Here is a 26,168-nt window from a genome sequence, read left to right on the forward strand (position 1 = left end):
GCCCGTGAACGTCTCCACCCACACCGGCTCAGCCCTCAACACCCCACCCATACAGGCAAAATGCCCGCCGCAAAGCCTTCTGCAACACCCTTTAGGGGGTGTCCGCGGGCGTGGCGGGCCGGGGATGCTCCCCGGGCGCCGCGCCCGGACCGTTCTCCTCCTTCAGGGCCCTGGCCTCGCTCTTGAGGATCCGCATCGAGCGGCCCAGCGATCGCGCCGTGTCCGGCAGCTTCTTCGAGCCGAACAGGACGATCACGACGATCGCCACGATCAGCAGATGCCAGGGCTCCAGTCCGTTGCGCAGCACGTCATGCCCTCCCTCTCATCGACAGTTGCTACATTGCGCAACTGTACAACCCCCGCGTGAGAGGCAAGCAGACGCCGATGACGGTCACCAGCAATCGGAGGACGGACCCGCCGCGGCACCGGAGCGGGGGCGCCGGGCACGGCAACCGGGGTGCACCCCGGGTCCGCGGGCGCCGGCGCGGCCGTCGCCGCGGCGGGGGCCTACGCACCGCCCTGCTGATCGGACTGGCCCTGCTGGTGCTCGCCGCGGGCGGCGCCGGGTGGCTGTATCTGAAACTGGACGGCGACATCAGCACGTTCGACTCCGGCGGCCTCTCGGACAACCGCCCCGACGCCGGCTCGTCGAAGGGCGAGAATGTCCTGGTCATCGGCTCCGACACCCGCACCGGCGGCAACAACGCGCTGGGCGGCGGCGACAAGGACGACGTGGGCCGCTCCGACACCGCCTTCCTGCTGCACGTCTACGCCGACCACCGGCACGCGCTCGCCGTCTCCATCCCCCGCGACACGCTGGTCACCATCCCGCCCTGCAAGCTGCCCGACGGCACCTGGACCAAGGCCCAGCCGAACACCATGTTCAACGCGGCGTACTCGGTCGGCCAGACCGCCAAGGGCAACCCGGCCTGCACCCAGAACACGGTCGAGCAGCTCACCGGACTGCGCGTCGACCACACCGTCGTCGTCGACTTCAAGGGCTTCGCGGAACTGACGGACGTAGTGGGCGGGGTGCGGGTGTGCCTGCCGCAGAACGTCTACGAGAACGATCTCGATCCGCATCTCACGGCCCCGGGCAAGCTGCTCTTCCGCAAGGGCGAGCAGACCGTGTCGGGGCAGAAGGCCCTGGACTACGTCCGGCTCCGGCACGGCATCGGGGACGGCTCCGACATCGGCCGGATCAAGCGTCAGCAGGCGTTCGTGGCCAGCCTGCTGAAGGAGGTCAAGAGCAAGGGCCTCACCCCCACGAGGCTGTTGCCGCTGGCCGACGCCGCCACCAAGTCGCTGACCGTCGACCCGGGCCTCGGCTCAGCCGACAAGCTGATCTCCTTCGCGATGTCCTTGAAGGACATCGACCTGCACAACACCAAGTTCGTCACCCTGCCCTGGCGCTATGAGGGCTCCAGGGTGGCGATCGTCCAGCCGGACGCGGACGACCTGTGGGCCGCGCTCAGGGCCGACCGCACGATCGACGGCAAGAACGCCGAGGGGAAGAAGACCGGAACAGCTGCTTCCGGGACTTCCGCCTCCCCCACCCCGGTCTCCGGTGAGGGCATCGACGTCGCCGTCTACAACGGCACCGCCGTCCCCGGCCTGGCCGCCCGCGCCGCCGCCACCCTCACCGGGGACGGCTTCACCGTCACGGGCACGGCGACGGCGGCCGACCAGGACCACCCCACCACGCTGGTCGAGTACGGGCCGGGTTTGGAGGACCGGGCCAGGACCGTGGCGCGGGCCTTCCCCGGGGCCGGGCTCCGGTCCGCGACCGGCAGTGGGATCAGCGTCGTCCTGGGGCAGTCGTACGCGGACGGTCCGGCGGCGGGCGGGTCCGCGTCCCCGGCGCCGGCCGCCGTGCCGTCCGAGGTCGCCGACGGGGCCCGGTCCGCGGACGACAACCCCTGCTCGGACCTCACCTACGGCTGACGCCGCCGGTGCCGGGTCCGGGCGGCCGCCAGGGCCAGCGCGTACAGGCCGAGGACGACGGCCGGCAGCAGGTAGTACGCGACGGGCAGGGCCGTCATGCCGAGGGCCGTCCCGAGGGGGCTCGGCGGGAGCAGCAGGCCGACGACGGCGAGGCCGCCCGCCGCCAGGCCGACCGGGCCCGGTGCGCGGCCCGCCGCGTCGCGCCGGCCGGTGCGCAGCAGCAGCATCACCGCGGCCTGGGTGAGCAGGTTCTCGGTGAACCAGGCGGAGTGGAACACGGCCTCGTCGTCCACGGCGTCGGGGCCGTTCAGCGCCAGGGCGAGGACGGCGAAGGTGGCGAGGTCGGCGAGCGCGTTGAGCGTCCCGAAACCGATGGCGAAGCGGAGGAAGGAGCGCGGCCTCAGCACCGCCGGGCCGCGCAGGGCCGCGGCGCCCGGGCGGTCGTGGGCGAAGGCCAGCTGGGCCGCGTCGAAGCACAGGTTCTGCGCGAGCACCTGGGCCGGGAGCATCGGCAGGAAGGGCAGGAGCAGACCGGCGGCGAGCATGGCGACGACGTTGCCCAGGTTCGAGGAGAGCGTGACGCGCAGGTACGAGGCGATGTTGCCGCTCGCGTGCCGGCCGGCCGTGATCGCGTGGCCGATCGCCGTGAGGTCCTTCTCGCCGAGCACGACGTCGGCGCTCTCCCGTGCCACGCCGACGGCGGAGCGCGGCGCGATGCCGACGTCGGCGGCGCGCAGCGCGGCCACGTCGTTCACGCCGTCGCCGAGGAAGCCGACGGTGTGTCCGGCGGCGCGCAGGGCGGCGACGACACGGGCCTTGTCCTCAGGGGTGCAGCGGGCGACGACAGTCGCCTCCCCCGGTCCGTCGCCGAGCCGGGTGGCGGTCCGTACCTCGCCCGGGTCCAGGCCCAGGTCCCGGCAGGCCCGGGCCGCCGTGGCCGGGTGGTCGCCGGTGAGGACCTTCACGGTGACGCCGCGGGCGGCCAGTTCGCGCACGGCCTGCGCGGCGGTGGGCGCGAGGGCGTCCCGGAACGTCACCAGGCCCCGGAAGGTCAGGCCCCGGGCATCGGCCGTACGGGCGCCGGCGGGGCGGTCGGCCGTGGCGACGGCCAGGACTCGCAGCCCGGCGTCCGCCTCCCGGGCGGCGAGGGCGAGCAGCCGGTCGTGCTCGCCGGGCGCCGTCGCGCAGCGCTCCAGGACGGCTTCCGCGGCGCCCGTGACGACGACGGTGTGCCGTCCGAGGTCGCCTCGTACCACCGCCGTCGCGGTCCGCCGCACGGGGTCGAACGGCACGGCGTCCACCCCGTCGTACTCCTCGCCCACCGGCCCGGCCGCCTCCAGCAGGGCCTCGTCGAGGGCGTCGGGGGCGGGCAGTTCGGCGAGCTGGAGGGTCCACCAGGCGCCGACGGCGGCCCAGCGCAGCACCTCCGGGTCGTTCCGGCCGGCCGGGTCGAGGGCCTTCTCGACGACCGGGCGGTCCTGGGTGAGGGTGCCCGTCTTGTCGACGCACAGCACGTCGACCGCGCCCAGGTCGTGCAGCGCGGGCAGCCGTTTGACGATCACGCCGTGCGCGCGGGCGAGGCGGACGGCGCCCCGGGCCAGGCAGGTGGTGACGATCACCGGCAGCATCTCGGGCGTCAGCCCGACGGCGACCGCGACGGCGAACGGCAGGGTCTCCAGGCCGCGGTCGCGCAGCGTCGCGTTCGCCATCAGCACCAGCGGCGGCGTCAGCAGCATGAAACGGATCAGCACCCAGGAGATCCCGTGCACCGACCGCTCGAAGGCCCCGCCCTCCCGGGGCGCGTCCGGTACCCGATGGGCGGCGGCGAACCGCGTCCCGGACCCGGTGGCGACCACGACGGCGGTGGCACTGCCCGAGGCGACCGTGCTGCCCTGGAAGCACAGGTGGGGCTCGTCGGGGGCGTCCGCGTCGACCGCCCGCTTCGCCACCGGCGCCGACTCCCCGGTCAGCGCCCCCTGCTGCACCGTGAGCCCTCGCGCCCGCAGCAGCCGTACGTCCGCCGGCACCAGATCCCCGGGCCCGAGCCGGAGCACGTCCCCGGGGACCAGCTCGGCGACCGGTACCTCGCGCAGCTCCGGCGGCTCGGAGGGGTCGGGGCGGCGCAGCACCGTGGCTGTGCCGCCGACCAGTTCGCGCAGGGCGTCCAGGGCCCGGTCGGCCCGGTGCTCCCCGCTCGCCCGGAGCACACAGCTGACCGCGACCAGGGCGAGGATCACCACGGCGGTGCCCCATGAGGCGACGGCGGCGGACACCAGACCGAGGCAGAGCAGTACGGCGGTGAAGGGGTCGCGCAGGGCGCGTACGCACCGGCGGGGCCAGGACGGGGTACGGCGGTCCGGCAGCGTGTTCTCGCCGAAGTCGGCCAGCCGCGACGCGGCCGCCGACTCGGTCAGTCCCCGGGGCCCGGACTCCAGCCGCCGCAGCACCTCCAGGGTGGTGCCCTCGGCGGTCTCAGAGGCCATGGAGACGGCGGCGCGCCGGTGCGGCGCGGTCGGTGAGCCGGCCCACCAGGAGTCGTACGACCTCGACGACGTCGGGATCGTCGACGTAGTACACCTGCCGACGGCCCTCGCGGCGGGAGCGGACGAGTCCGGCCAGCTTCAGCTTGGTGAGGTGCTGGCTGACCGCGGGCAGTGCCCCGCCGACCCGTTCGGCGAGCCCGGTCACGTCGCTCTCGCCCTGGGCCAGCGCCCAGACGATGTGCAGCCGGGCGGGCGAGGCCAGCAGACCGAAGGCCGCGGCCGCCTGGGCGAGCACGTCCGCGGAGGGGTCCTCGAAGCCGCCGCCTGCCGCCACCGTCCCCGCCCCTTCCGTCGCCTCCGTCGTCCTGCGAGCCGCACCAGTCTAGGCGGGCCTCCACGGCCCGCCGTGCCAGGCGGCTCCAGGCGGCTCCAGGCGGCTCCAGGTGGCGACGCCCCCTGCCCGCCCGGCCGCAAGGGGCGGCCCGAACCGCACGGACGGTACGGAAAACGGAAGTGAGAGCATCCGCGACGCGGGCATCGCGAGGTGCGCGGCGGTGGCGCGCAAGCCGTAACCGGAATCATGGTGTTCGGCCCGTCGGACGGATCATCACGATGCGGCAGCATCATCTCACGGCATGTGGCCGCTCACTTGACGACCAGTGGTCACACACGGTTGGCTCCGGGCCAGCGAGAGTCATCCGGTCGGTGCACACCCTGCGGCCCCGCCTGCGCTCTCACCCTGCTCTTGCTCGGCCGCACAGCGAGGTCCGCCCCTCATGAACACTCCGCCTCCCCCGCCGCACCCCTCCGTGAGACGCACCCGTGTCGCGGCCCTGGCCTCCGCCCTGTGTCTGCTGGTGTCCGGCTGCTCCGCCCTCGGCGCGGCCGACGACGGGCCGGACGCGGCGGGCGGGTCCGGCGGCGGGATGAAGGTCACCCTGGTGACGCACGGCGGCAAGGGCGACGCCTTCTGGGACCTGGTGCGCAGAGGCGCCGAGGCGGCGGCCGCCAAGGACGACATCGACCTGACGTACGTCAGCGACGCGGACCCGGCCGCGCAGGCCGACCTGGTGCGGGACGCGGTCCGCGACAAGGCCGACGGCATCGCGGTGACCCTCGCCAAACCGGCGGCGATGCGCGGCCCGGTCGCCCAGGCCAAGGCGGCCGGCATACCCGTGGTCGGGCTCAACTCCGGTATCGACGCCTGGCGTCCGACGGGCCTCCTGGAGTACTTCGGCCAGGACGAGTCCGTCGCGGGCCGCGCCGTCGGCGAGAAGCTGAACGGCGTCAAGGCCCAGCACGCCCTGTGCGTGGTGCACGAGCGGGGCAACGTCGCGCTGGAAGCCCGCTGCGCCGGTGTGCGCAAGACGTTCCGCGGCGACACCGACAACCTGTACGTGGACGGCGGCGACATGAACGCGGTGACCGCCACGATCGCGTCCCGGCTGCGGCAGGACTCGAGCATCGACGAGGTCGTCACCCTGGGCGCCCAGTACGGGCTCAGCGCCGTCAAGGCCGTGCGGCAGTCCGGCAGCCGGGCGAAGGTCGCCACCTTCGACCTCGACAAGGACCTGGTCAAGGCGGTCCAGCGGGGCGAGGTGCAGTTCGCCGTGGACCAGCAGCCGTATCTGCAGGGCTACCTCGCCGTGGACGCCCTGTGGCTGTACCGGACCAACGGCAACGTCAGCGGCGGCGGAACGGCCCCGGTGCTCACCGGTCCCGCCTTCGTGACCAGGTCGAACGTGTCCGCCGTGGCGCGGTTCGCGGCCGCGGGGACCCGGTGACCGGGCACTTCCTGTGACGGTGTCGCCAAAGATTCGGTCAGGCCCGGCCCGTACGCCCACTTGTACGGATAACATCCTGCGCATCCCATGTGCCGTGCCCGGGACGGCACCACCCCCGCGCCCGTCCCCCACACCCCCCGACCGCTCCGCCTCCCCGTTCCTCAGCCCCCGCTGATCGCCCTAGGACGACGATGTCTCGACGGACAGGTGCCCGGCGCCGTCTCGGTTCCATACGCCTCTCCCTGGTGCTTCTGGCCCTCGTGCCCAGCGTCACCCTCGCCGCCATGTGGGGCGTGACGACGATCCAGATGTTCTCGGAGGGCCTCCGGCTGCGCGACCAGACGGACCTCAGCCGGTCGACCGGCGCCATGGGAACCGACGCGACGCTCGCCCTGCAACGGGAGCGCAGCCTGTCGGCCGCCTGGCTGGCCTCGCCCAAGGGCTCCCGGGCCGCGCTCGACGCGCAGCGCGAGGAGACCGACAAGGCGGTCGCCAAGCTGGTCGGGGAGGCGGACGCGATCGAGAAGGCGCCCTCGCGCATATCCGACCGGCTGTACTCGGTGCTGGGCTCGGTGGGCAGCCTGGAGTACTACCGGGACCAGGTGGACGACCCGACCGACATCACCGCGCAGCAGGCGCTGGACCAGTACTCGTCGATCATCGACGACCAGATCCACGCCTTCCAGGAGCTGTCCCAGGTCGACGACGGCGACCTCACCTCGCAGGCCGGCCCGCTGGTCGGTCTGGAGCACGCGGCGGAACTGGTCTCCCGGGAGGACGCGCAGCTGACCCTGGCCTGGCCGTCCGGGCATCTGGACGACAAGGCCTGGACGCAGTTCACGGAGCTGGTGAACACGCGGCGCTGGCTGGTCAAGGACCAGGTCGTGCCGCAGCTGACGGGCGGCGCGAAGGTGCAGACCGAGCGGATCCTGGCGAGCCCGGAGTGGCGGACGCTGCAGTCCGTCGAGGACCAGGTGCTGGCGTCGCGCAACTCCGGCGCCTCCGCCGACCGGATCCCCCTGCCGGACGCGCAGAAGCGGTGGAGCGCCGCCATGGACAAGCTCTCCGAGGAGTACGCGGGTCTCATCGAGCAGCAGACGGCGGGGCTGCTGCAGCGCAGTGCGGACCAGGCGGACGCCCTGCTGCTCAAGGCGGCGCTGCTGAGCGCCGGCGGACTGCTCGCGCTGCTGGTGTGCGTCGGCATGTCCTGGCGGATCACCCGCTCGCTGTCCCGGCGGCTGCGCGGTCTGCGCAGGGCGGCCGTCAGCCTCGCGCAGGAGCGGCTGCCCGACGTGGTGGCGCGGCTGGAGCGGGGCGAGACGGTCGACCCGGAGTCGGCGACGACCGAGCTGGACTACGGTCACGACGAACTCGGCCAAGTGGCCCGGGCGTTCAACACCGCCCAGCGCACGGCCGTGCACACCGCGGTCGAACTCGCCGACACCCGGCGCGGCTTCCAGAAGATCATCCTGGGCATCGCGCGGCAGAGCCAGAACCTGGTCAACCTCCAGCTGAGCAAGCTCGACACGCTGGAGCGCGAGCACACCGACCCCGACATCCTGAAGGGCCTGTACGAACTGGACTCCACCGCCAGCCAGTTGCGCCGCTACGAGGAGAACCTCGTCATCGTCAGCGGCGAACGGCCCGGCCGCAGCTGGACCGAGCCGGTCGCGCTGATGGACATCCTGCGCAGCGCCGTCGGGGAGGTCGCCGAGTACCAGCGGGTGGACGTGCTCACCGAGGAGGAGGTGTACGTCGCGCCGCCCGCGGTGGCGGACGTCATCCATCTGCTGGCCGAGCTCATCGACAACGCGACCGCGTACTCCCCCGCGCCGAGTCCCGTCACGGTACGGGCCGGGATGGTGGCCAAGGGCCTGGCCGTCGAGATCGAGGACCGCGGCCTGGGCATGTCGGAGGAGGACTACGCGTCCTTCAACGAACAGCTGGCGGTGCCCCCGCAGTTCGACGTGGTGGCGCTCGCCGACGACCTGCGCCTCGGCATGTTCGTGATCGCCCAGCTGGCCCACCGGCACGGCATCGCCGTCACCCTGCGCTCATCACCGTACGGCGGGACCACGGCGATCGTGCTGATACCCCACGAGATCGTGGTGCGGGAGACTTCCGCCAGCGGCGGCGTGAAGGACGGCGACGCCCCGGAGGGCGGGCTGGTTCCGGTGGACGGACGGGGTGCGATGGACGCCGAGCGGAGTGGGACGCCCCAGGGCGCCGAGGCATCGCCGGGAACCGACGGCGCCGCCGCATCGGCCCGTGAGCCCCGGCCCCTCGTCACGGCCCGCACCGTCTCCGCCGACCCGTCCGCCACCCGCGAGGTCATCCCCCGCCGGGACGGTCTCACCCCGCTCCCCCGCAGGGTGCCGCAGACCAGCCTGGTGGAGGAGTTGCGCGAGGAGGCCGCGCCCTCCGCTGACGACGGTTCCCTCGACGACTTCACCGCGGAGGCCGCCGCGTCCTCCCTGGCCGGCTTCCAGCGCGGCACGCTCCGGGCCCGCGACGACGACGCCGAGCCGCCGTACGACGCGGAGGCGGCTTCAGTACCCCGGCAGGCCGCCGCCGGTCCCGCCCCCTCGACTCCGCCCGCCGACCGCCGACGAAGGACACCGCAATGACACGCCCCATCCCCGCCACGCACACCCAGCTCGACCAGCTGCTGACCGGACTCGTGGAGCGGGTCGCCGACGTGAACCAGGCCGTGGTGCTCTCCGAGGACGGCCTGGTGGTCAGCAAGTCCACCGGATTCCTGCGCGACGACGCCGAACGGCTCGCGGCGACCGCGTCCGGGCTGATGAGCCTCAGCAAGGGCGTCAGCATGGATTTCCGGGGCGGACCGGTACGCCAGGCGCTCATCGAGATGGCCAACAGCTATCTGATCCTGACCTCCGCCGGTCCCGGCGCGCACTTGGTCGTGCTGACCGGTCCCGGCGCGGACGTCGGGGTGGTGGCGTACCAGATGAACATGCTGGTGAAGAAGATCGGCGAGCACCTCAGCGCGGCACCGCGGGGCGTGGCCGGACCCGTCGTCGGCCCAGGCGTGTGAGGTGGGCGGAGGTGATGCGGCGGGCCGGCTCGTCAGACCGTTCGCTCTGACCGGTGGCCGGACCCGGCCCAGCCGCGCCGACTTCACGCTCATCTCCACGGTCACGGCGGTCGATCCGCCGCCCGCCTCGGCGGCCCGGTGCCAGCCCGAGCACACCCGGATCCTCCGGCTGTGCGCCGAGCCGGTCGCCGTGGCGGAGCTGGCCGCCCGGCTGGACCTGCCGGTGAGCGTGGTCGTCATCCTGCTCTGCGACCTGCTGGAGGCGGGCCGGATCACCGTCCGCCCGCCGCGCCTCGTCTCCCGTACCACTCCGGACCTGGACCTGCTGCAGAAAGTGAGGGACGGCCTTGGCCGGCTCTGACCTTGCCACTGACGCGTCTTCGGCACCCGACACGGTCAAGATCCTCATCGCCGGGGGCTTCGGCGTGGGCAAGACCACCATGGTCGGGTCGGTCAGCGAGATCGTCCCGCTGCGCACCGAGGAACCCCTGACCATGGCCGGTCTGGGCGTCGACGACCTCGACGGCATCGAGGAGAAGCGGGCCACCACCGTGGCCCTGGACTTCGGCCGGATCACCATCAGCCGGGAGCTGGTGCTGTACCTGTTCGGTACGCCGGGACAGCAGCGGTTCTGGTTCATGTGGAACGACCTGGCGCTCGGCGCGCTGGGGGCGGTGGTCCTGGTCGACGTGCGCAGACCCGAGTCCAGCTTCGCCGCGATCGACTTCTTCGAGCGCCGGGGCATTCCGTTCGTCGTCGGGGTCAACGGCTTCCACGGCGAGCACCCGTACCCGCCCGAGGACATCCGGGAGGCGCTCGCGGTGCCCGAGCACGTGCGGGTGCTGCTGTGCGACGCCCGGGACCGGGAGTCGTGCCGGGACGTGCTGATCGCCCTGATCGACCAGCTGATCGCGTCGGCCGTGCAGGCCTGAGACGGGAAGCGGTTCAGCTCCGGCCGGGAGCGGCGCCGGGCCAGTCGGTGTACGGCACCGGGCGGCCCGTGAACGCGTCCAGGACGATGCGGTCGCCGACCGGCCGGTCCAGCTTCACCGTCACCTTCTCGCCGCGCAGTTCACTCGTGCAGAGACCGTCGTCGGCTCCCTCCACCGCGGCGGACAGCACCACGCTGCCGTCCGTCTCGAGCGCCTGGACGACGGGGCCGTCGTCACAGGAACCGTGGTGCGCCACCACGGTGACGGAACGGCCGTCCCGCGCCACCTTCATCAGGCCTCCGAGCGGCGCCAGCACGTCTGTGGGCACGTCCTGCCCGAGCGGCCCGATCGGCGGCGTGGGCGGTCCGGAGGGACTCACCGCGGCCCTCTTCAGCGGACCGGCGTAGCCCTCCAGGGTGAACAGCCACGCCGGGACGGTCGCCGGCCCGCGGGCGGTGAGCACGGTCATGTTCCCCAACTCGGCCCGGGTGACGGTCAGTCGGGGTCCTGGGCCGCTGTCGCGGTCCAAGGTCCGGTAGGCCCGGTCGGCGGCCATGAGGGGCCTGGTGAGCGAGCCCCCGTCCCGCCACGTCACCCGGCCGCTCTTGCCCCGGGCGGAGGGAAGGGGGGCCCGCAGGTCGAAGTTGCCCGTCGCGTAGGCGCGCCGGTCGTCGCCGCGCAGGCCCTCCGCGGGCGGTTGGACGACCGCCTCGACGGGGTGGTAGCCCTCGTGCCACTGTGCGGCCGCCCCGGAGCCGTCCCAGGCATCGGCGACTTGGCGGGCGCGGTCCTGCGACGGAGGGTCCGGCTCGCTGCCGCCGGCCTCCGCGGAGCCGCAGCCCGCGGCGGCTCCGGCTCCGGTGGCGGACAGGGCGAGGACGAGCAGAAGACGGGCGGTTCGGGTCCTGTCGGTACGCATGGCTCTCCCAGGGAAACGCGGTGCCGGGGTGGTTCCGTCCCTGTGACGCCCCACCACCGGCCCGCGTTCGGTCCCCTGCGGACCCGGCCGAGCCCGTTATCGCATCGTGACGGGCCGCCGGCTCAGGCCAGGCCCGCCGACTTCAGCCACGCCGTCGCCACGTCCAGCGGGTCCTTCTTCTCCAGCTGCACCTGCGCGTCGAGCTCCAGGAGCGTCTTCGTGTCCAGCTCGGCGGAGACCGCGTCGAGTGCGTCGACGCCCTTCTGGGAGAGGCCGCTCTTGTTGACCAGCGGGGTCACGTTGGCGAACCCGAAGAGGTTCTCCGGGTCTTTCAGGACGACGAACTTCTCCTTCACGATGGTCGGGTCCGTGGTGAAGATGTCCGCGGCCTGGACGGTGTTCCGGGTCAGTGCCGCCTGGGTCAGCGGGCCGCCCGCGTCGAGCGCCTTGAAGGACTTGAACTCCAGGCCGTACACGGACTTCAGGCCCTTGAGGCCCTGATGCCGGGTCTGGAACTCGGGCGAACCGCCGATCATCAGGTCCGGGGCGGCGTCCTTGAGGTCCGCGAGGGTGGACGAGGAGGTGAGCTTGTACTTCTTCGCGGTCTCGGCGTTGACGGTGACCGAGTCCTTGTCCTCGGCGGGCGACGACTGAAGGAGTGTCAGCTTCTTGTCGAGCTTGGCCTTGACGGCGGCGTTCACCGCCTCGGCGGACTTCTGCTCGGCCTTGGGGTCCAGGTAGGCCAGCAGCGAGCCGTTGTACTCCGGCAGCACGGTGACGGAGCCGTTCTTCATCAGTCCGTACGTCGTCTCACGGCTGCCGATGTTGTGCTTGTAAGTGACCTTGACGCCTTTGGCCTTGAGCGCCTCGCCGTAGATGTCGGCGAGCAGGGTGCTCTCGGCGAAGTTGTTGGAGCCGACGACCACGGTGCCGGCCTTCGCCTTCTCGCCCGCCAGGGGGTTGTCGGAGGAGTCGCCGGACGAACAGCCCGCGAGCAGCGCCGCAGCGGCGGTGAGCGCGACGGCCGCCGCGCTGGTGTGCCTCGTCCTGGACCTGCTGCTCTTCGCGGTAGAAGTCATTCAACGATCCAATCCAGCCGCTTTGTGATCAGTCAAGAGCCTCCTGGTCACGGTTTGTCACAGACCCGGGGCCGGGCCTCAGCGCCTGCGCACCCCTGGCGACACGGCCACCCGGCCCGCGGCCCAGAACAGCGCCAGCGTGACGAGCGCCAGGACGGCGACCAGGGTGGCGCCGCCGACCACCTTCTCGTAGTCGCGCTGGTAGAGCCCGTCGACGATGTACCGGCCGAGGCCGCCCAGGCTGACGTACGCGGCGATGGTGGCCGTCGAGACGATCTGGATGGCGGCCGAGCGCAGGCCGCTCAGGATCAGCGGCAGCGCGACGGGCAGTTCGACCTGGAAGAGGATCCGCGACTCGTGCATGCCCATGCCGCGGGCGGCGTCCACCGGGGACGGGTCGACGGTGCGGACGGCCTCGTAGGTGGTCACCAGGATCGGCGGCACGGCGAGCACGACCAGGGGGATCATCACGGGCAGCAGGCCGAAGCCCAGCACGATGACGATCAGCACCAGCAGGCCGAAACTGGGCAGCGCGCGGGCCGCGGTGGCGATGAAGGCGAGGGCGTTGCCGCCCCGCCCGGTGTGCCCGGTCAGCAGTCCGACGGGCAGGCCGATCGCGGCGGCCAGGGCCAGCGCCAGAGCCGAGTACTGGACGTGTTCGAGCAGGCGTTGCGGGATGCCGTCGTAGCCGTGCCAGTGGGCGCTGTCGCTGAAGAAGGCGTTGACGAAGGTCAGTACGTTCACCGGGTCACGTCCTGGGGGGCGGGCGGTGCCTGCCGCACTCGGGTCTTCGGGCGCCTGCGGGTGCCGCTCGGCATCCAGGGGGTCAGCACGACGCGGAGCAGCACGAGCAGGGCGTCGCACGCGATGGCCAGGACGGCCGTCGTGATCACGGAGTTGACGGCCAGTTCGGGACGGTCGTACTTCTGCGCGTCGGCGAGCAGGTTGCCGAGGGCGCCCTGGTTGCCGATGAGGGTACCGACGCTGACCAGGGAGATGCTGGAGACGGTGGCGACCCGGAGCCCGGCGATGATGGCCGGCACCGCGATCGGCAACTGCACCTGGAGGTAACGGCGTACGGGGCCGAACCCCATGGCGGTGGCCGCGGCCAGGGTCTCCTGGGGCACGGACCGCACCCCGTCGACGATGGCCGGGACGAGCACCACGAGGCTGTACACGGCCAGTGGGATCATCACGGTCAGCTCGGTCTGGCCGGTGTAGTCGATGAGGACCACGAAGAAGGCCAGGGACGGGACGGCGTAGAGGATCGTGGTGGCGCCGAGCACGGGCGGGTACAGCCAGCGGAAGCGGACACAGAGCTGGGCGAGCGGCAGCGCGAGCAGCAGCCCGGCCAGCACCGGCAGCAGGGCCTCGCGCAGATGCAGCCCGATCAGGCCGGCGTAGCTGTGCTGGAGGTCGCTCGGGATGTCGAAGAAACCGTCGAAGAAGCCGTTCACGACGCGACCTTGGCCTCGTCGGCGTGGCCGGCGGCGTGGGCGCTGCGGATCGCCTCGCCGATGGTCGCTTGCGAGACCACGCCGGTCACCCGCCCGGCGTCGTCCACGGCGACGGCCCAGCCGGCCGGGGAGAGCACGGCGCAGTCCAGGGCTGCCCGCAGGGAGTCGGTGCCGGGGACGAACGGCCGCCCGTGCGGCAGGAGCCGGCCGGGATCGATGTCGCCGGCCGTCAGGTCGTGCGGCTCGGCCCAGCCGAGGGGCCTGCGCTCGGCGTCGGTGACCAGCAGCCAGGGGGCGTCGGGGGCGGCGATCTGCTCGGCGGTGGCGTCGGCCGGGATCACCGGCCCGGTCGTCAGGGGGAGTTCGGCGGAGGGGAAGAAGGACAGCCGCCGGATGCCGCGGTCGGCCCCGAGGAAGTCCTCGACGAAGGCGTCGGCGGGGTTGGACAGCAGCTCGGCGGGGGGTGCGTACTGGGCGAGGTGACCGCCCTCGCGCATCACGGCGACCATCGTGCCGAGTTTGATCGCCTCGTCGATGTCGTGGGTGACGAAGACGATGGTCTTGCCCAACTCGTCCTGGATGCGGAGCAGTTCGTCCTGGAGCCCCTTGCGCACGACCGGGTCGACCGCCGAGAACGGCTCGTCCATGAGCAGCACGGGCGGGTCGGCGGCGAGCGCCCGGGCCACACCGACGCGCTGCTGCTGGCCGCCGGACAGCTGGTACGGGTACCGCTTGGCGAGCGCGGCGTCGAGGCCCACGCGCTGCATCAGCTCGGCCGCCCGGGCCCGGGCCTTCTGCTTGCCCCAGCCGAGCATGCGGGGCACGGTGGCGATGTTGTCGACGATCGTGCGGTGCTGGAAGAGGCCGGCGTTCTGGATGACGTAACCCATGGACCGGCGCAGGGTGGTGACGGGCCGGCGCTGGATGTCCTCACCGTCGAGGAGGATCGTTCCCTCACTCGGTTCGACCATCCGGTTGATCATCCGCAGGGTGGTCGTCTTGCCACAGCCAGAGGGTCCGACGAGGACGGTGATCGAGCGGTCGGGTATCTCCAGGGACAGCCGGTCGACAGCCACCGTGCCGTCCGGGTACCGCTTGGTGACTGATTCGATCCGTATCAAGGCGCCGGAGCCCTTCGGGTTGGCGGAAGCGTTGGCCATGGTCGTACGGGCTGTTTTCCGGTCGAGTCTAGAGGGCGCCTTTCACCGGTCCGTAGGGCGTACGTCCCTCACCGGCAGGCGCACGGTGAACACCGTCGCGCCCGGCGCGCTGTTCAGCTCGATGCGGCCGCCGTGGGCGCGGACCAGGGACTGGGCGACCGCCAGGCCCAGGCCGCTGCCGCCGCGGTCGCGGCTGCGGGCCTTGTCGACGCGGTAGAAGCGGTCGAAGACACGGGCCCGGTCGTCGGGCGGGATGCCCGGCCCGGTGTCGGCGACCCGCACCTCGGCCGCGCCGGGCGCGACGGCCACCTCCACCGACACCTTCGTACCGGCGGGGGTGTGCACGGCGGCGTTGGTCAGGAGGTTGTCGACGACCTGCCGGACGCGCAGCGGGTCCATCGGCAGCCGCACCGGGCCCGGACCCGCGAGGACGGTCAGCGGATGGCCGGGGCGGCTCGCGCGGAAGGCGTCCGCGGCCTGGCCCACCAGCTCCACCAGGTCGGCGTCCTGGAGGCGCAGGGGCGCCTCCACCTCCGCCGCGTCCAGCCGGGCCAGCAGCAGCAGATCGTCCAGGAGGACGCCCATCCGGGCGGCCTCGGCGCGCAGCCGGGCCAGGTGCCGGTCGCGTTCCTCGGGGGCGTTGGCGGCGGCGTACTGGAAGAGGTCGGCGTAGCCGCGCACCGACATCAGCGGGGTGCGCAGTTCGTGGGAGGCGTCGGCGACGAAGCGGCGCAGCCGCTGCTCGGCCTCCGCGCGCACGGCGAGGGAGTCGTCGATGTGCTCCAGCATCGTGTTGAAGGCGGTGCGCAGTTCGTCCACCTCGGGCCCGCCGTCCCGGCCGTCGGCGCGCAGCGGCAGCCGGGCCGCCGACTCGGTCAGGTCGTGCGAGGCGATGCCGTGCGCGGTGGACGCCATGTCGCTGAGCGGCTTCAGTCCGCGCCGCAGCATCCGGCGGCCGAAGACGACCAGAGCGAGCAGCGCGAGGGCGAAGGTGACGACCTGGATGGTGATCAGCTGCCCGACGGTGTCCTCGATGTCCTCCAGGGGCGCGGCGCTGACCAGGACCACCCCGGGCTCGACCTGGCAGGCGCGCAGCCGGTAGGAGCCCGCGCCCCTGAGGTGCTCGGTGCGCAGGAGTTCGGTGTGCGCGGCGGTCTGCGCCCGGGCCAGAGAGGTGAAGTCGTCGACGTCCTTCGGCAGATCGGCGGGGTCCTCGGGCCTGCGGAGCTCGGGCCTGCCGTCCGACACGTCGTACACGGCGTAGAACCAGCTGTAGTACTTCTTGCCCGAGAGCGTGCCGTAGTCCGCGATGCTCTTGGACTGGGCGATCTGGGCCTGCGCCAGCTGCGTGTCGAGCTGGGCCGACAGGTAGTCCCGCATGTACGTGGTGAGGGCCGTGCCGACGACGGCGAACACCACCAGCGACAGGGCGCCGAGGCCGAGGGCCAGCCGGGTGCCGAGCCGCATCCTGCGGTAGGCCCGTCGCAGCCGGGCGATCACTCGGCGGCCTGCCGCAGCACGTACCCGAAGCCGCGCACGGTGTGGATGAGCGGCGAGCCGCCGTCGTCGGTCTCGTCGAGCTTGCGGCGCAGCCGGCTGACGACCAGCTCGACGACGTTGGAGCGGCCGCCGAAACCGTACTCCCACACGTGGTCGAGTATCTGCGCCTTGGTCAGCACGGTGGGCGACTTGCGCATGAGGTAGCGCAGCACCTCGTACTCGGTCGGGGTCAGCGACAGCAGCCGCTCGCCGCGCCGGACCTCGCGGGTGTCCTCGTCCATCGTCAGGTCGCCGACCTGGAGCACGGACCGCTGGAAGGCGGGTCCGGCGCTGCGCCGCAGGACGGTCCGCAGCCGTGCCATCAGCTCCTCCACGGCGAACGGCTTGACCAGGTAGTCGTCCCCGCCCCGGGTCAGACCGGCGACCCGGTCGGCGACACCGTCACGCGCGGTGAGGAACACCACCGGCACCATCGTGCCGGAGGCGCGCAGCCGGTCCAGGACGCCGAAGCCGTCCACACCGGGCAGCATCAGATCGAGCACCACGATGTCCGGGTGGAACTCGGCGGCCCGCCGCAGCGCGTCCTCGCCGGTGTACGCCGTGACCGCCTCCCAGCCCTCGTAGCGGGCGACGGTCGCGACGAGATCGGCGATGGGCGGGTCGTCGTCGACGACGAGAAGTCGTACTTTTTCCACGAGCTCATAGTGCGGCACGGGTCCCGTGCGGACGTAGCCGCATGTCCTCTCGCCGCGGGATCGATAAACACTTGAAAGTTGAGCGACAGCTTCCCGACAGCTCCCCCGCGCCAAGCTCGGTAGCCCAGGATCCGATCAAGGAGCTGCCGACCGTGACGACCCTCCATCAACCTCCCGCGGCGACCCGCCCGGGTGTGCGGCCCAGAGTGGTGGGCCGCACCGGCCTGTACGCGGTGCTGCTGGCGAACGCGGTCGTGGTGACCGTCTTCTTCGTGCAGGCCGGTTTCGCCTCGAACGCGCTGATCGTGCTGGGCCGGCTGACCGGGCTGTACGCGGCGCTGCTGATGGCGTTCCAGTTGCTGCTGGTGGCGCGGCTGCCCTGGTTCGACCGGCGGATCGGCATGGACCGGCTGACGTCCTGGCACCGCTGGACGGGCTTCTCGGTGCTGTGGCTGCTGCTGTCGCACGCGGTGTTCATCGTCTTCGGCTACGCGCGGGCCTCGTCGCTGGACCCGGTGAACCAGCTGGTGAACCTCGCCGAGACGGTCGAGGGCGTACTGCGGGCGATCGTCGCCCTGGCGATCATCCTCGTGGTCGGCGCGGTCTCGGCCCGCTACGCCCGGCGCCGGCTGGCCTACGAGACCTGGCACTTCATCCACCTGTACACCTACGTGGCGGTGGTCCTGGCGTTCACCCACCAGGTCGCGGCGGGGACGACGTTCACCGCGTCGCCGCTGGCGACGGCCTACTGGTACGGCGTGTGGGGCGCGGCCCTCGCCTCGGTGTTCGCCGGCCGGCTGGTGCTCCCGCTGTGGCGCAACCTGCGTCACCGGCTGCGGGTGACGGCGGTCGTCCCCGAGAACGACCAGGTGGTGTCGGTCTACGTCACCGGCCGCGACCTGGACCGGCTGCCCGCCCGGGCCGGGCAGTTCTTCCTGTGGCGGTTCCTGACGAGGGACCGCTGGTGGCAGGCGAACCCGTTCTCCCTGTCCGCCGCCCCCGACGGCCGTACGCTCCGCCTGACCGTCAAGCGGGCCGGTGAGGGCAGTGCGGCCCTGCGGCACCTGAAGGTCGGCACGCGCGTGTTCGCCGAGGGCCCCTACGGCGCCTTCACCGCCCTGCACCGCACCCGCCCCGACGCCGTGCTCATCGCCGGCGGCGTCGGTGTCACGCCGATCCGGGCCCTGCTGGAGGAACTCCACGGACACGCGGTCGTGATCTACCGGGTCGCCACGGACCGGGACGCCGTCCTCCACGACGAACTGCGCGACCTCGCGCTCGCCAAGGGCGCCGAACTGCACCTGGTCACGGGCCCGCCCGTACCGGACCGGCTGGCGCCGCGGGAGCTGGCGCGGCTGGTGCCGGACATCGCCGAGCGGGACGTCTACCTGTGCGGTCCGCCGCCGATGATGAACGCGGTGCTCGGCAGCCTGCGCGAGCTGGGCGTCCCGGCCTCGCAGACCCACTTCGAACGCTTCAGCCTGGCCGGATGACGAGGAGACTGTCGTGAAGCGAGCCCTGCCCGTCCTCGTCCTGAGCGTCGCGGGCCTGATCCCGGTCTGGCGCTACGCCCCGTCGCACGACACCGGGTCGTCGTCCGCCACGGAGGCCGCGGCGCCGGCGTCGACGCCCTCGGTCTCGTCGTCCGCGGGGCCCGGCGGCACGACGACCACGGTCGTGTCGGGGTCCAGCATCGACACCGAGAAGGGGCCGGTGCAGGTCGAGGTCACCTTCGAGGGCGACAGAATCGCCTCGGTGCGGATGCTGCGGCAGCCGGACCATCCGCAGACCACGGCCGCCGTGCCGAAGCTGATCGAGGAGACCCTCCAGGCGCAGAACGCCGACATCGACACGGTGTCCGGCGCCACGATCACCAGCGACGGCTACAAGGAGTCGCTCCAGGCCGCCCTCGACGCGAGGGGCTGAGAGGATGCGGCGCGTCGAGCACGTCATGGGGTTCCCGGTGTCGGTACGGATCGACGACGAGGACTTCCCCGAGGCACCGGTGGACGGCCTGTTCGCCTGGCTGCGCGAGGTCGACGCGCGGTTCAGCCCGTTCCGCCCGGACAGCGAGGTGTCACGGCTGGACCGGGGGGAGGTGAGCGAGCCCAGCCCCGCGCTCCGCGAGGTCCTGGACCTGTGCGAGGAGTACCGGATCGCGACCGGGGGCGCCTTCGACGTCCGCCTGCCCGGCCGCGGCCTCGACCCGTGCGCCGTGGTGAAGGGCTGGTCGGTGCAGAAGGGAGCGGAGCTGCTGTCGGCGGCGGGGGCGACGCGCTTCTGCCTCAACGCGGGCGGCGACGTGATCGCCGCCGGCGGTCCCTGGCGCGTCGGCGTGCGCCACCCCGAGCACGCCGACCGGCTGTGCACGGTCCTGGACGTCACGGACCGTGCGGTGGCGACCTCCGCCCGCTACGAGCGCGGTGACCACATCCTCGACGGCCGCACCGGCGACCCCGCGACCGGCCTCCTCAGCATGACCGTCGTGGCCCCGACCCTGACGGAGGCCGACGCGGTCGCCACGGCGGCGTTCGCGCTGGGCGCGCAGGGCGTCGAGTGGGCGGCGGCCCGCGAGAACTGCGAGGTGTTCGCGGTGGACGCGGGGAGGCGGGTGCTGCGGAGCGCGGGGTTCCCCGGGCCGGCGGCGTCGACGACCCGGACGGAACAGGAGTTCGCGCGTCACCCACTCCCACATCATCGGCACCGGTTAACCTCGTAAGTCACCGAAGGTTAACGGGGGTTGCCCATGGTGAACACCGATCGCACGCCGCCGGAGTGCCCCGGGGGCCATGACGGCATGCCGGAGAGCGACGCCGGGCGCCTCCTGCAGAACCAGCTCGAGATCCTCATCCAGGACTTCCGCCGGAGCGCCGAACCGCCGATGCCGGTGTTCGTCGTGCACGCGCAGGAGAGCCGGGACGACGACGCGGTGGCCGGGCTGGTCCGGCAGCTGTACGCGGGCCAGGAGGCGCACGGCACGCGCTGCGCGGTGACGCAGGACGCCTACGAGGGCTCCACGGAGGTGCGCCGGGCCGCGGCCCTGGTGCGGGCGCTGAGCGATCCGAGAAAGTGGGGCGGCCCGAAGGCGGTCTACCGGCGCTACGCGTTCCCGCGGCTGCGGCTGGTGCACGCCATCGACGACGCGGTCGCGGCGCTCGGCGACACCTGGCCGGCACCCGCCCCGGGCAGCCCCGAGGCCGGGCAGGACCAGCGGCAGCGACTGCTGAACGAGCTGGCGCAGCAGCGCTGGCGGCCGAAGAACACCGCGCGCTGGCGTTCGGGGCTGCCGCTGTTCGACATGGCACACATCCTCCCGGCGAGCCTCGTGACCGTGCTCGCCGCGCTGCTGGCCCGCAGCGAATGGTACGTGGCGGTGGGCGCCGGTCTCGTCTTCCTGTTGCTGCTGACCGTCCTCAACTACGTCCTGCCGGGGCGGGCGCCGATCTTCCTGTGGCTGCGCCGGGAGAGCCGCTGGTTCATGACGACGACCTTCCTGAGGGCGGCGGACCAGGAGGAGCCCACCGAGGTGTCGCTGCTGCGACCGGTGCGCTCCTGGAAGGCGATCGCCGCCCGGGCCCACGACGTGGCAGAGGCGCTCACGGCGGGCGGCGACTTCCACCTCCAGCTGTGCGTGCTGGCGCTGCGCGAGGACCTGCGGGACAACCACCGCCGCTGGAGCTGGGACCTGCGCGGCTTCAAACGGCCGCGCCCGCCGATGCTATTCCTGCCGCACGCCGACGACCGCAACGGCGGCATCGAGCTGATCCGGGCCATCAGCGACGTCCGCAGCCGGCGCAGCGAGCTCGATCCGCTGCTCGTGGTCGCCGCGGTGCGCACGCACGACGTGCCGCGCCTGGAGCGCAGCGTCGTCGAGACGGCGCCCGGCCCGGAGGTCGCGCCGCCCACGTTCGGCGTCCGGCTGCGCACCTGGTACCGGGAGTGGGGCCGCAACCTGCGCGCGGAGCAGTCGCCCAGCCGGGAACGGTCCGTGCTGCCGTGGGTGATGAAGATCCCGCTGCCGCACGACCAGCTGGGTCCTGTCGAGGAGGGCCGCCACCATCTGCGGGCCTCCGCCCGGCCGACGCTCGCCCGGCTGGTGTGGGCCCTGCACACGCTGGTCCTGGTGATCGTCCTGCTGGCCGCGGGCACCGTCATGCGGGCCGACGCCCTGCACGACCGGTACTGCTCGGCGTCCGTGCTGACCGCCAACCGCGACACCCGGCGCGCACAGGCGCCCGACGGCCGCACGGAGTGCATCGGCATAGCGACGGACGACGTCCGCTTCGCCGACTGGCTGCCGGCAGCCGGGCCCGGTGACGACGTCAAGGCGCTCACCGCCGACGACGAGACGCCCTGGACGGTGGCCGACCTGGAGGACCGCATCGCCCGGCAGAACGCGGACGTCCTCGCCGGCCACGCAGGCAAGTACGTCACCGTCGTCTACGCGGGCCCGCTCAGCGCGGACGTCGCGGCCGGCTCCTCCCTCGTGAAGGGCGCCGAGGAACTGGCGGGCGTGTACCTGGCGCAGGCCGTCGTCAACGAGAACTCCAGCGTGAAGCTGCGCGTCCTGATCGCCAACGGCGGCGTGGACCTGGGTCACCAGGAGGAGATGGCCGAGGCGATCGCCGCGTACGCCGCCCACGACCCGACCGTGGTGGGGGTGGTCGGCACCGGCCGCGACCTGAAGTCGAGCCGGGCGACGACCCGCACCCTGATGGAGGCGGGCCTCCCGGTCGTCTCCGGCACGAACTCCGCCACCTATCTGCCCCGTGAGTACGCCAACTGGTTCAGCCTGGCCGCCACGGACGAGTGGCAGGCCCGGCAACTCGGCCTGATCGCCGCCCAGTTGCGCACACCGGACCGGCGGCAGTACGCGCTCGTCCTGGCCCGCGACACGGCGAGGACCGACGATCTCTACACCGACGAACAGGCGCGCTACGGCCAGCGGACGCTGCGGCGAACGGGCTTCACCCTGCTCGAGCAGCGCCGCTACACCCTGAGCGGCGGCAAGCCGGAACTCCGCTCGCACGCCCAGGAGATCTGCCGGGGCGGCCGGGTCCCGTCCGTAATCTACTTCGCGGGCCGGGTGGAGGACATCGATCCCCTGATGACCCAGCTGGGCACCGAGCCGGGCTGCGCGGGCAAGCCCCTGGCCATCCTCACCGGCGACGATGTGTCCAAGGCCGACTTCGCCGGCGGCGGCCAGTCCGTCGCGCCGAAGGTCACGCTGTACCACGCGGCCCTCGCGGAACTGCAGAAGGCCGCCGAAGGAACGGCCTTCTACCAGGACGCCGCCCAGCACCTGCCGGGTCTGCGGGGCCACCGCCTGCGCTACGACAGCCCCGCCCTGGCCAGCGGCCAGACCGCCCTCGCCCATGACGCGACCCGCGCCCTGTTCTGGGCGGCCTCCCGCGGCGACCGGCCGCAGAGCCGCGCCGCGACCTGGGTGAACCTGCGCAGCGTCAAGATCGAGGGCATGGCCACCGGCACCATCGACTTCACCGGCGCCCCGCTGTACGGCGACCGCGCCGGGCACAGCATCGTCCTCAAGGAGGTGCGCCGCACCCGAGAAGGCACCTCCGAAACCCATGTGCTGTGCAGGCGCAAGGCGGGGGACACCAAGCGCCTCACTCAGAAGGAGTGCCGGATCCGCTGAGCGCCGCCTCAGCCCTCCTCGGGGGCCAGTCGCAGCGCGATCGAGTTGATGCAGTACCGCTGGTCCGTGGGCGTCGGATACCCCTCGCCCGCGAACACGTGCCCGAGATGCGAGCCGCACCGCGCGCACCGCACCTCGGTCCGCACCATGCCGTGCGAACGGTCCTCGATCAGCTCCACCGCGTCGGTGTCCTTGGGGTCGAAGAAGGACGGCCAGCCGCAGTGCGACTCGAACTTCGTGTCCGAGGTGAACAGGTCCGCGCCGCAGGCGCGGCAGGAGTAGACGCCCCGGGTCTTGGTGTCGGTGTACTCACCGGTGAAGGCGGGCTCGGTGGCCGCCTGCCGCAGGACCGCGTACTCCCCCGGGGACAGCTCCGCGCGCCACTGCTCGTCCGGCTTCTCGACGTCGTACGGCATGAGCCTCCAGCCCCTCAGTTCGACAGACGGTCCAGGATGTGCGGGCCGAGGTCGGTGACATCGCCCGCTCCCATGGTGAGAACGAGATCCCCGGGCTTCGCCATTCCCGCGACGGCCGAGGGGACGTCCGCCTTGTCGTGCACCGGCGTGACGTCCGCACCCGCGGCCCGGGCCGCCTCGATGATCAGCTCGCTCGTGACGCCCGGGATCGGGTCCTCGCGGGCCGGGTAGATGTCCAGCACGATCGAGGCGTCCGCGAGGGCGAGGGACCGGCCCATCTCCTTGCCGAGCTCCTGCGTCCGCGAGAACAGGTGCGGCTGGAAGACGACCAGGATCCGGGCGTCACCGGCCGCCGCGCGCATGGCCTCCAGGTCGGCGGTCATCTCGGTGGGGTGGTGCGCGTAGGAGTCGATGACCTGTACACCCGCGGCCTCGCCCTTCAGCTGGAGCCGCCGCTTCACGCCCGTGTACGCGGCGATGGCCGGGGCCAGCTCGGCCGCCGCGACTCCGAGGGCCACGCCCGCCGCCAGCGCGGCGACCGCGTTGTGCGCGTAGTGCCGGCCGGGCACGGAGACCGTGAAGGTCAGCTCCTCACCCTCCAGCACCACGGTGACCTCGCTCTTCAGGCCCTGCGGCACGACCGACAGGATGCGCACGCCGGCGTCCTCGGACTCGCCGTACGTCACCACGCGCACGCCGCGCCCGGCCACCCTGCGCGTCAGCTCCCGCGCGCCCTCCTGGTCGGCGGCGATCACCAGCGTGCCGCCCTCGGTGATGCGGTCCACGAACGTCTCGAACGACTCGTAGATCTCGTCCATCGACGCGTAGTTGGCGTGGTGGTCGAGCTCGACGTTGAGGACGATCGCGACGTCGGGCGCGTACGTGTGGAAGCTGCGGTCCGACTCGTCCGCCTCGGCGACGAAGATCTCGCCCTCGCCGTGCAGCGCGTTGGAGCCGGGCGCGTCCAGGTCCCCGCCGATCGCGTACGAGGGCTTCAGGCCCAGCTCGCTCAGCGCCACGGCCAGCATCGACGTCGTGGTCGTCTTGCCGTGCGTACCGGCGACGGCGATCGGCCGCAGCCCGTCCATCAGGGCCGCGAGCGCGTCGGACCGGTGCACGACGGGGATGCCCAGCTCGGCCGCGCGGGCCAGCTCGGGGTTGTCCTGCCGGATCGCCGACGACACGACCACACAGCTGGCGTCCTCGGCGAGGTGCCCGGCGGCATGCCCGATGTGCACGGTCGCACCCAGCGCCCGCAGCGCCTCGGCCGTGGCCGACTCCTTGGCGTCGCTGCCCGCCACGACGGCCCCGCGCTGGGCGAGGATCTTCGCGATCCCCGACATTCCGGCCCCACCGATCCCGATGAAGTGCGGTCGGTCCATGGCGGTAGGAAGGCCGGCTGCCATGCATGTCTCCAAGTTCGGGTGACGAGGGTGGGCGCCCCCCACCCTATTTCAGGAGCGCGCAGGGCCGCGCCAGGCTCGGAGAGACCCCTACGCCTTGCTGTGCGAGAACAGCTTCAGCACCGGCACCCCCACCTTGTGCCGAGCCCGGGAGGCCCAGTCCCGATGGAAGAACTCCTCCACGTAGTGGGGATCGGTCAGCACGATGACCTCATCCGCCCCGACCTCCTCCACCAGGGACTTCAGCGCATCCAGCGGGTGATCCTCGATCAGCCGCCCCTCCGCCCCGCTGCCCGAGGCACGCAACGCGGCGAGTGACACCTCGAGCGCCCGCTGCCCCACACTCAGCGCCTCTTCCCCCTCCGGCGTCTCCCCCTCGCGGACGGCCTCGTCCAGCTCGCCGAGCGCCACGTCGTCGATGGCCCGCAGCAGGCGATCCGCCTGCTCGCCGCGCGGCTGCAGCAGCACCTGGAAGGAGACCTCCTCCTCGCCGTGCAAGGTGGTGACGAACTCCACGTCGGCGGACGTCAGCGCCTTCTCGATCATCAATACGCTTGTGAACACCAGGCGCCCCTTCTGCTCCCGGGGGCCCGTGGCCCCACTCCTCCGCGGGCCGTGCCGGGCCCTGCGGAAACCATCCTGCCCGTGTTCGCACGGGTACTGCCGGATCCAGTGTGCCCTTCGGAAACCAAACAGAACGGCATATTCCACCGATGAACGGACCGACGGTGACCTTCGGCCCCGCTTCCGGACGAACCGGCCGGCCGGACCGCCCGTCCGCCGACACCTTGTACCCCGCGTCCGGCGGTTCAGTACGTCAGGCACGCCCGTAGCGGGTGAACAGGAAACCGTCCTCCTCCAGCATCGACACCAGCCCGAAGCGGTGCGGGACCGTGACCGCCGGCCCCCCGGCGATGCGCTGCGCGTCGCCCGCCGTGAGCATCGGGGAGACGGTCAGGCACAGCTCGTCGAGCACGCCGGCGGCGACCATCTGCCCCAGCAGCCGCGGGCCGCCCTCGGTCAGCAACCGGGTGTGGCCGAGGTCGGCGAGGGCCCGGACGGCGCGGGCGGGGTCGACGCCGATGCCGTCCCCGGCGGTCACCACACGGGCGCCCGCCTTCTCGGCGGTGGCGACGCGGTCCGGGGCGGCCGCGGCGCCGGTGAGGATCAGGGTGGGCACCAGGGGCGAGGTGAACAGCGGCAGTGAGAAGTCCAGGTCGAGGCTCGCGGTGACCACCGCGATCGCGGGTGCGGGCCGCTGCCCGGCCGCCTCCCGCATCGCCGCGAAGTCCTCACGCGCGCGGGCCGGCCGGTAGCCCTCCTTCCGTACCGTTTCCGCGCCGACGACCACGACGTCCGCGAGCGCCCGCAGGGTGCCGAAGATCCGCATGTCGGTGGCGCTGGAGATGGGCTGCGAACGGCCGTCGTGCTGGGCGGCCCCGTCCAGCGTGGACACCATGTTGGCGCGCAGCCACGGCACCGGGCCCCCGGGTCCCGGCTCGGGGTAGGCGTACGCGGCGGCCAGTTCGTCCAGGCTCCACTCCCGTCCGGCGTCCCCACCGGATGCGCCACCCGGGGCCGGAGCTGCTGTTTCATCGGTCACAGGGAACAGACGTCGCATGTCGTGCAGTGTTCCACGCCCCGTAGCATGGTGAACCGTGTCTTCTTCCCCCGTCCCCTCCGGA

At 72.6% G+C, this 26,168-nt stretch carries 24 protein-coding genes; 10 read left to right on the top strand and 14 right to left on the bottom strand.

Annotated elements, in window-relative coordinates:
• Positions 1–91 precede the first annotated feature (91 nt).
• Complete coding sequence (tatA, locus tag ACIRDU_RS29260) at positions 92–307, bottom strand: Sec-independent protein translocase subunit TatA (RefSeq protein WP_403584765.1); 216 nt, start codon at positions 305–307, stop codon at positions 92–94.
• 77 nt (positions 308–384) lie between these two features.
• On the opposite strand from tatA, the gene ACIRDU_RS29265 reads away from it, so the two are divergent.
• The gene (locus ACIRDU_RS29265; RefSeq protein WP_403585176.1) at positions 385–1,944 is read left to right on the top strand and encodes an LCP family protein; all 1,560 of its coding nucleotides are present in this window, start codon (positions 385–387) and stop codon (positions 1,942–1,944) included.
• On the opposite strand, the gene mgtA is transcribed toward ACIRDU_RS29265, so the two are convergent.
• Both mgtA and ACIRDU_RS29275 read right to left on the bottom strand, forming a co-directional pair.
• Positions 1,935–4,427: a magnesium-translocating P-type ATPase gene (gene mgtA, locus ACIRDU_RS29270; RefSeq protein ID WP_403584768.1), complete on the bottom strand. Its 2,493-nt coding sequence runs from the start codon at positions 4,425–4,427 to the stop codon at positions 1,935–1,937. The two genes, ACIRDU_RS29265 and mgtA, sit on opposite strands and share 10 nt — an antisense overlap.
• A complete protein-coding gene (locus ACIRDU_RS29275; RefSeq protein ID WP_403584771.1) occupies positions 4,417–4,761 on the bottom strand; it encodes an ArsR/SmtB family transcription factor in 345 nt (114 codons plus the stop codon). Before ACIRDU_RS29275 ends, mgtA begins: the two co-directional genes overlap by 11 nt.
• 442 nt (positions 4,762–5,203) lie before the next feature.
• Here ACIRDU_RS29275 and ACIRDU_RS29280 point away from each other — a divergent pair, with 442 nt between their 5' ends.
• The 5 genes from ACIRDU_RS29280 to ACIRDU_RS29300 all read left to right on the top strand — a co-directional run bounded on the left by ACIRDU_RS29280 (position 5,204) and on the right by ACIRDU_RS29300 (position 10,198).
• Positions 5,204–6,211, top strand: coding sequence for a substrate-binding domain-containing protein (locus tag ACIRDU_RS29280; RefSeq protein WP_403584773.1), 1,008 nt, complete (start codon positions 5,204–5,206; stop codon positions 6,209–6,211).
• 191 nt (positions 6,212–6,402) lie between these two features.
• A complete protein-coding gene (locus ACIRDU_RS29285; RefSeq protein ID WP_403584776.1) occupies positions 6,403–8,838 on the top strand; it encodes a nitrate- and nitrite sensing domain-containing protein in 2,436 nt (811 codons plus the stop codon).
• Positions 8,835–9,266, top strand: coding sequence for a roadblock/LC7 domain-containing protein (locus tag ACIRDU_RS29290; RefSeq protein WP_366714400.1), 432 nt, complete (start codon positions 8,835–8,837; stop codon positions 9,264–9,266). The genes ACIRDU_RS29285 and ACIRDU_RS29290 overlap by 4 nt, the downstream gene beginning before the upstream one ends.
• Position 9,267: 1 nt before the next feature.
• Positions 9,268–9,627 carry a DUF742 domain-containing protein gene (locus ACIRDU_RS29295; protein WP_403584777.1) on the top strand — a complete coding sequence of 120 codons (360 nt, stop codon included), beginning with the start codon at positions 9,268–9,270 and terminating at the stop codon, positions 9,625–9,627.
• A complete protein-coding gene (locus tag ACIRDU_RS29300; protein ID WP_031110366.1) occupies positions 9,614–10,198 on the top strand; it encodes an ATP/GTP-binding protein in 585 nt (194 codons plus the stop codon). Before ACIRDU_RS29295 ends, ACIRDU_RS29300 begins: the two co-directional genes overlap by 14 nt.
• Positions 10,199–10,211: 13 nt before the next feature.
• Here the strand turns inward: ACIRDU_RS29300 and ACIRDU_RS29305 are convergent, their stop codons facing one another.
• The 7 genes from ACIRDU_RS29305 to ACIRDU_RS29335 all read right to left on the bottom strand — a co-directional run bounded on the left by ACIRDU_RS29305 (position 10,212) and on the right by ACIRDU_RS29335 (position 17,008).
• Complete coding sequence (locus ACIRDU_RS29305) at positions 10,212–11,117, bottom strand: hypothetical protein (protein ID WP_403584780.1); 906 nt, start codon at positions 11,115–11,117, stop codon at positions 10,212–10,214.
• Positions 11,118–11,239: 122 nt separating this feature from the next.
• Entirely contained in the window at positions 11,240–12,196 is a 957-nt protein-coding gene (locus tag ACIRDU_RS29310) for an ABC transporter substrate-binding protein (protein ID WP_403584783.1), read from the bottom strand.
• 78 nt (positions 12,197–12,274) lie between these two features.
• Positions 12,275–12,940, bottom strand: a complete 666-nt coding sequence (locus ACIRDU_RS29315) for an ABC transporter permease (protein ID WP_403584785.1) — start codon at positions 12,938–12,940, stop codon at positions 12,275–12,277.
• A complete protein-coding gene (locus ACIRDU_RS29320; RefSeq protein WP_403584787.1) occupies positions 12,937–13,653 on the bottom strand; it encodes an ABC transporter permease in 717 nt (238 codons plus the stop codon). The genes ACIRDU_RS29315 and ACIRDU_RS29320 overlap by 4 nt, the downstream gene beginning before the upstream one ends.
• The gene (locus tag ACIRDU_RS29325) at positions 13,650–14,774 is read right to left on the bottom strand and encodes an ABC transporter ATP-binding protein (RefSeq protein WP_403585179.1); all 1,125 of its coding nucleotides are present in this window, start codon (positions 14,772–14,774) and stop codon (positions 13,650–13,652) included. The genes ACIRDU_RS29320 and ACIRDU_RS29325 overlap by 4 nt, the downstream gene beginning before the upstream one ends.
• 81 nt (positions 14,775–14,855) lie before the next feature.
• The gene (locus ACIRDU_RS29330) at positions 14,856–16,313 is read right to left on the bottom strand and encodes a sensor histidine kinase (RefSeq protein ID WP_403584790.1); all 1,458 of its coding nucleotides are present in this window, start codon (positions 16,311–16,313) and stop codon (positions 14,856–14,858) included.
• Entirely contained in the window at positions 16,310–17,008 is a 699-nt protein-coding gene (locus ACIRDU_RS29335; protein WP_403584792.1) for a response regulator transcription factor, read from the bottom strand. The genes ACIRDU_RS29330 and ACIRDU_RS29335 overlap by 4 nt, the downstream gene beginning before the upstream one ends.
• A 206-nt stretch (positions 17,009–17,214) precedes the next feature.
• On the opposite strand from ACIRDU_RS29335, the gene ACIRDU_RS29340 reads away from it, so the two are divergent.
• Genes ACIRDU_RS29340 through ACIRDU_RS29355 form a run of 4 tightly spaced genes read left to right on the top strand, consistent with a single transcriptional unit; the run spans position 17,215 to position 22,664 of the window.
• Positions 17,215–18,501, top strand: coding sequence for a ferric reductase-like transmembrane domain-containing protein (locus ACIRDU_RS29340; RefSeq protein ID WP_403585181.1), 1,287 nt, complete (start codon positions 17,215–17,217; stop codon positions 18,499–18,501).
• Positions 18,502–18,514: 13 nt separating this feature from the next.
• Complete coding sequence (locus ACIRDU_RS29345) at positions 18,515–18,934, top strand: FMN-binding protein (protein ID WP_403584796.1); 420 nt, start codon at positions 18,515–18,517, stop codon at positions 18,932–18,934.
• Between the two features lie 4 nt (positions 18,935–18,938).
• Entirely contained in the window at positions 18,939–19,727 is a 789-nt protein-coding gene (locus tag ACIRDU_RS29350; RefSeq protein ID WP_403584799.1) for an FAD:protein FMN transferase, read from the top strand.
• 27 nt (positions 19,728–19,754) lie between these two features.
• Complete coding sequence (locus ACIRDU_RS29355) at positions 19,755–22,664, top strand: ABC transporter substrate-binding protein (protein ID WP_403584801.1); 2,910 nt, start codon at positions 19,755–19,757, stop codon at positions 22,662–22,664.
• 8 nt (positions 22,665–22,672) lie between these two features.
• On the opposite strand, the gene msrB is transcribed toward ACIRDU_RS29355, so the two are convergent.
• From msrB to ACIRDU_RS29375, 4 genes are all read right to left on the bottom strand, one after another.
• A complete protein-coding gene (msrB, locus tag ACIRDU_RS29360; RefSeq protein ID WP_403584804.1) occupies positions 22,673–23,080 on the bottom strand; it encodes a peptide-methionine (R)-S-oxide reductase MsrB in 408 nt (135 codons plus the stop codon).
• A gap of 14 nt (positions 23,081–23,094) precedes the next feature.
• Positions 23,095–24,486, bottom strand: coding sequence for a UDP-N-acetylmuramate--L-alanine ligase (murC, locus tag ACIRDU_RS29365; protein WP_403584807.1), 1,392 nt, complete (start codon positions 24,484–24,486; stop codon positions 23,095–23,097).
• An 87-nt stretch (positions 24,487–24,573) separates the two neighbouring features.
• Positions 24,574–25,047 carry an indole-3-glycerol phosphate synthase gene (locus ACIRDU_RS29370; protein WP_403584809.1) on the bottom strand — a complete coding sequence of 158 codons (474 nt, stop codon included), beginning with the start codon at positions 25,045–25,047 and terminating at the stop codon, positions 24,574–24,576.
• Between the two features lie 253 nt (positions 25,048–25,300).
• The gene (locus ACIRDU_RS29375; RefSeq protein ID WP_403584811.1) at positions 25,301–26,104 is read right to left on the bottom strand and encodes a pyrimidine reductase family protein; all 804 of its coding nucleotides are present in this window, start codon (positions 26,102–26,104) and stop codon (positions 25,301–25,303) included.
• Positions 26,105–26,168 lie beyond the last annotated feature (64 nt).

It is taken from the genome of Streptomyces sp. NPDC093598 (assembly GCF_044764825.1).
GTDB lineage: Bacteria > Actinomycetota > Actinomycetes > Streptomycetales > Streptomycetaceae > Streptomyces.

Coding starts and splice junctions, on each gene's coding strand:
- ACIRDU_RS29350 (WP_403584799.1), top strand. CDS start 18,939: ATGCGGCGCGTCGAGCACGTCATGGGGTTCCCGGTGTCGGTACGGATC.
- ACIRDU_RS29375 (WP_403584811.1), bottom strand. CDS start 26,104: ATGCGACGTCTGTTCCCTGTGACCGATGAAACAGCAGCTCCGGCCCCG.
- ACIRDU_RS29355 (WP_403584801.1), top strand. CDS start 19,755: ATGGTGAACACCGATCGCACGCCGCCGGAGTGCCCCGGGGGCCATGAC.
- mgtA (WP_403584768.1), bottom strand. CDS start 4,427: ATGGCCTCTGAGACCGCCGAGGGCACCACCCTGGAGGTGCTGCGGCGG.
- murC (WP_403584807.1), bottom strand. CDS start 24,486: ATGGCAGCCGGCCTTCCTACCGCCATGGACCGACCGCACTTCATCGGG.
- ACIRDU_RS29310 (WP_403584783.1), bottom strand. CDS start 12,196: ATGACTTCTACCGCGAAGAGCAGCAGGTCCAGGACGAGGCACACCAGC.
- ACIRDU_RS29305 (WP_403584780.1), bottom strand. CDS start 11,117: ATGCGTACCGACAGGACCCGAACCGCCCGTCTTCTGCTCGTCCTCGCC.
- msrB (WP_403584804.1), bottom strand. CDS start 23,080: ATGCCGTACGACGTCGAGAAGCCGGACGAGCAGTGGCGCGCGGAGCTG.
- ACIRDU_RS29285 (WP_403584776.1), top strand. CDS start 6,403: ATGTCTCGACGGACAGGTGCCCGGCGCCGTCTCGGTTCCATACGCCTC.
- ACIRDU_RS29265 (WP_403585176.1), top strand. CDS start 385: ATGACGGTCACCAGCAATCGGAGGACGGACCCGCCGCGGCACCGGAGC.
- ACIRDU_RS29290 (WP_366714400.1), top strand. CDS start 8,835: ATGACACGCCCCATCCCCGCCACGCACACCCAGCTCGACCAGCTGCTG.
- ACIRDU_RS29280 (WP_403584773.1), top strand. CDS start 5,204: ATGAACACTCCGCCTCCCCCGCCGCACCCCTCCGTGAGACGCACCCGT.